The 4,094-nt window shown below is 72.5% G+C and carries 4 protein-coding genes; 3 read left to right on the plus strand and 1 reads right to left on the minus strand.

Translation table 11 applies throughout. The features are described from left to right. The coding region (locus SACHA_RS0116035; RefSeq protein ID WP_019811363.1) for an ACT domain-containing protein at nt 1-505 on the minus strand (505 nt) is incomplete at its 3' end. Between the two features lie 233 nt (nt 506-738). Between SACHA_RS0116035 and gatC the strand changes: the two genes are divergently transcribed. Genes gatC through gatB form a run of 3 tightly spaced genes read left to right on the plus strand, consistent with a single transcriptional unit; the run spans nt 739 to nt 4,045 of the window. Then, nucleotides 739-1,038, plus strand: a complete 300-nt coding sequence (gene gatC / locus SACHA_RS0116040) for an Asp-tRNA(Asn)/Glu-tRNA(Gln) amidotransferase subunit GatC (protein WP_019811364.1) — start codon at nt 739-741, stop codon at nt 1,036-1,038. Then, nucleotides 1,035-2,543: an Asp-tRNA(Asn)/Glu-tRNA(Gln) amidotransferase subunit GatA gene (gene gatA, locus SACHA_RS0116045; protein ID WP_019811365.1), complete on the plus strand. Its 1,509-nt coding sequence runs from the start codon at nt 1,035-1,037 to the stop codon at nt 2,541-2,543. The genes gatC and gatA overlap by 4 nt, the downstream gene beginning before the upstream one ends. Then, nucleotides 2,540-4,045: an Asp-tRNA(Asn)/Glu-tRNA(Gln) amidotransferase subunit GatB gene (gene gatB / locus SACHA_RS0116050; RefSeq protein ID WP_019811366.1), complete on the plus strand. Its 1,506-nt coding sequence runs from the start codon at nt 2,540-2,542 to the stop codon at nt 4,043-4,045. Before gatA ends, gatB begins: the two co-directional genes overlap by 4 nt. Nucleotides 4,046-4,094 lie beyond the last annotated feature (49 nt).

Raw genomic sequence — 4,094 nt, forward strand, 5'->3', positions numbered from 1 at the left:
CCCGCCACATCGCCGGCACCCAGTCCGCGTCCGCGTCCAGGACCGTGGCCCGCTCCAGCGGCAGCCACGGCAGCTCCTCGGGGGGCGCCTGCGGCGCGGCCGTCGACGCGCACAGCTGGCTGGTGCCGTCGCCGGTGTGCTGGACGATCAACGACCACCCGGCCCGCACGATCCGGGGAACCCCCTCGGCGAGCAGCTCCAGCCCCGAGCCGGGGCTGGCCGCGATCTCCTCGACCAGCTCCAGCTCCCGGTGCGTGTCCAGCACTCCCGCGTACGGGCGCACGGCGTCGACCTCGACTCCGTCCACGCTCTCCGCCGCCGTGATGAGTGTGTCCGGGAGCCTGCCGTTCGGCAGCTCCACCACGAGGTCGTCGACGGCGAGTCCGTTACCCCGCTCGACGATGTCGACGCTGAGGATGTCGGCGCCGGCCGTGCCCAGCGCGCTCGCCACGGCGCCGAGGCTGCCGGGGCTGTCCGGGACCTGGACCCGGATCAGGAAAGACAACGTGGACCCCTTCCCTCGGCCGGCGTCCTCACCTCATTCAAGCACCCACGCCGGTCACCGACCGACGATTGTGACAGCTCCGACGGTGCCGGGGACAGGCGCGGTCGGGTGTGCCGACCCGGCCCCACCCGGCCGGGCCGCGGCCCATAGACTTCCCTGGGTAAGACCGGATCTCCCAGAATCCCGCGGCGAGTGCCCGCGCCCACGAATCGAGAACACCCGGAGTCGCCCGCGTGTCGAACATTTCCCGCGACGAGGTCGCGCACCTGGCCAGACTGGCGAGGCTGGCCGTCACCGATGAGGAACTGGACGTGTTCGCAGGCCAGCTCGACCAGATCCTCGACTCGGTCGCGAAGGTCGGCGAGGTCGCGACCGACGACATCCCGCCGACCTCGCACGCCGTCCCGCTCACCAACACGTTCCGCCCGGACGTGGTGCGGCCCGGGCTGAGCCAGGAGCAGGCCCTGGCCGGGGCCCCCGCCGCCGAGGAGGGCCGGTTTCGGGTCCCGCGCATCCTGGGGGAGGAACAGTGACCGATCTGACCAGGCTCACGGCCGCCGAACTGGCCGACAAGATCCACACCCGTGAGGTGTCGTCCGAGGAGGTCACCCGCGCGCACCTGGACCGGGTCGCCGCGGTGGACGACGATGTCCACGCCTTCCTGCACGTCGACGCGGACGGTGCGCTCGCGGCCGCCCGGGCCGTGGACACCACGCTCGACGGCGGGGGCGCCCCGGTGTCCCCACTGGCCGGGGTGCCGCTGGCGCTCAAGGACGTGCTCACCACGCGCGGCCTGCCCACCACCTGCGGCTCGCGGACGCTGGAGAACTGGCTGCCGCCCTACGACGCGACGGTGACCCGCAGGTTGCGCGAGGCCGGGGTGCCGGTGCTGGGCAAGACGAACATGGACGAGTTCGCGATGGGCTCGTCCACGGAGAACTCCGCGTTCGGCCCCACCCGCAACCCGTGGGACCGCGACCGCGTCCCCGGCGGCTCCGGCGGCGGTTCGTCGGCCTCGCTGGCGGCGTTCGAGGCGCCGCTGGCCATCGGCACCGACACCGGCGGGTCGATCCGCCAGCCCGCCTCCGTGACCGGCACGGTGGGGGTCAAGCCCACCTACGGCGGCGTGTCCCGGTACGGGCTGGTGGCGTTCTCCTCGTCGCTGGACCAGGCCGGCCCCTGTGCGCGCACCGTGCTCGACGCCGCGCTGCTGCACGAGGTCGTCGGCGGGCACGACCCGCTCGACTCGACCTCGGTCGACACACCGGTGCCGCCGGTGGTGCGCGCCGCGCGGGAGGGCGCCGAGGGCGACCTGTCCGGACTGACCGTCGGCGTGGTGCGGGAACTGTCCGGCGAGGGCTACCAGCCGGGTGTGCTGTCCTCCTTCGAGGCCGCCGTGGACCGGCTGCGCTCCCTCGGGGCCGAGGTCGTCGAGGTGTCCTGCCCGCACTTCACCCACGGCCTGTCGGCGTACTACCTGATCGCCCCCAGCGAGTGCTCGTCCAACCTGGCCCGCTTCGACGCCATGCGGTACGGGCTGCGGGTGGCCGACGACGGTGAGCACGGCGCCGAGGAGGTCATGTCCCTGTCCCGCGAGGCCGGGTTCGGCGCCGAGGTCAAGCGGCGCATCATGCTCGGCACCTACGCCCTGTCCTCGGGGTACTACGACGCCTACTACGGCTCGGCGCAGAAGGTGCGCACGCTGATCGCCCGCGACTTCGCCGCGGCGTACGAGCGGGTGGACGTGCTGGTCTCGCCGACCACGCCGACCACCGCCTTCCGGATCGGCGAGCGGGTGGACGACCCGATGGCGATGTACCTGGCGGACCTGTGCACCATCCCGGCGAACCTGGCGGGCAACGCCGCGATGAGCGTGCCCAGCGGGCTCTCGGACGACGACGGTCTGCCGGTGGGGTTGCAGATCATGGCGCCCGCGCTGGCCGACGACCGCCTCTACCGGGTGGGTGCGGCCTACGAGACGGCGCGCGGGCCGGTGCTGGACCGCATCCCGGAGCTTGAAGGAGTGGCCTCACGATGACAGCGGTCGCGGAGATCATGGACTACGCCGAGGTCGTCGAGCGGTACGACCCGGTGCTCGGCCTCGAGGTGCACGTCGAGCTGAACACGAACACGAAGATGTTCTGCGGGTGCCCGAACGAGTTCGGTGGTGAGCCGAACACCCACGTGTGCCCGACCTGCCTCGGTCTGCCCGGTGCGCTGCCGGTGGTCAACGGCACCGCCGTGGAGTCGGCCGTGCGGATCGGGCTCGCGCTGAACTGCGAGATCGCCGAGTGGTGCCGATTCGCCCGGAAGAACTACTTCTACCCGGACATGCCGAAGAATTTCCAGACCTCGCAGTACGACGAGCCGATCGCGTTCGACGGGTACCTCGACGTGGTGCTCGACGACGGCGAGGTGGTGCGGGTCGGCATCGAGCGCGCGCACATGGAGGAGGACACCGGCAAGTCGCTGCACGTCGGCGGCGCCACCGGCCGCATCCACGGCGCGGAGCACTCGCTGCTGGACTACAACCGCGCCGGGGTTCCGCTCATCGAGATCGTCACCAAGCCGGTCACCGGGATGGGCGAGCGCGCCCCCGAGGTCGCCCGCGCCTACGTCACGGCGCTGCGCGACCTGCTGCGCGCGATGGACGTCTCCGACGTGCGGATGGACCAGGGCTCGCTGCGCTGCGACGCGAACGTCTCGCTGACGCCGAAGGGGTCCGCGGAGTTCGGCACCCGCACCGAGACCAAGAACGTCAACTCGCTGCGCAGCGTCGAGCGCGCCGTCCGCCACGAGATGGGCAGGCAGGCGGCCGTGCTCGCCGGGGGCGGCAGCATCACCCAGGAGACGCGGCACTTCCAGGAGGCCGACGGCACCACCGCCGCGGGCCGCACCAAGGAGACCGCCGAGGACTACCGCTACTTCCCCGAGCCGGACCTCGTGCCGATCGCGCCCTCGCGGGAATGGGTGGAGCAGCTGCGGACCACGCTGCCCGAACTGCCGTGGGAGCGGCGCAGGCGGATCCAGCAGGACTGGCAGCTCACCGACGAGGAACTGCGCGACCTCGTCAACACCGGGGCGATCGAGCTGGTGGCCGCCACGGTGGAGGCGGGTGCCGACCCGGGGGAGGCCCGCATCTGGTGGGTGCAGAACCTCACCCAGCAGGCCAACAGCCGGCAGGTGGAGCTGGCCGACCTGCCGATCACCCCGGTCCAGGTGGCGCGGGTGATCGAACTGGTCTCCGCCGGGGAGCTCACCAACAAGCTCGCCCGTCAGGTCGTGCAGGGGGTGCTCGACGGTGAGGGCGGCCCGGACGAGGTGGTCGACAAGCACGGCCTGAAGGTCGTCTCGGACGACTCCGCGCTGCTGGCCGCCGTGGACGAGGCGCTCGCCGCGCAGCCGGACGTGGCGGAGAAGATCCGCGGCGGCAAGGTGCAGGCCGCCGGGGCGGTCGTCGGCGCGGTGATGAAGGCGACCCAGGGCCAGGCCGACGCGAAGCGCGTCCGGGAGCTGATCCTGGAACGGGTGGGCGCCTGACGGTGGCGGGGGCCCGTACCGCCGACCGACGCCGTTCCCCGGCCGGGTG

Origin of the sequence: Saccharomonospora halophila 8 (assembly GCF_000383775.1) — a bacterium.
Taxonomy (GTDB): Bacteria; Actinomycetota; Actinomycetes; order Mycobacteriales; family Pseudonocardiaceae; genus Saccharomonospora; species Saccharomonospora halophila.

Coding starts and splice junctions, on each gene's coding strand:
- gatB (WP_019811366.1), top strand. CDS start 2,540: ATGACAGCGGTCGCGGAGATCATGGACTACGCCGAGGTCGTCGAGCGG.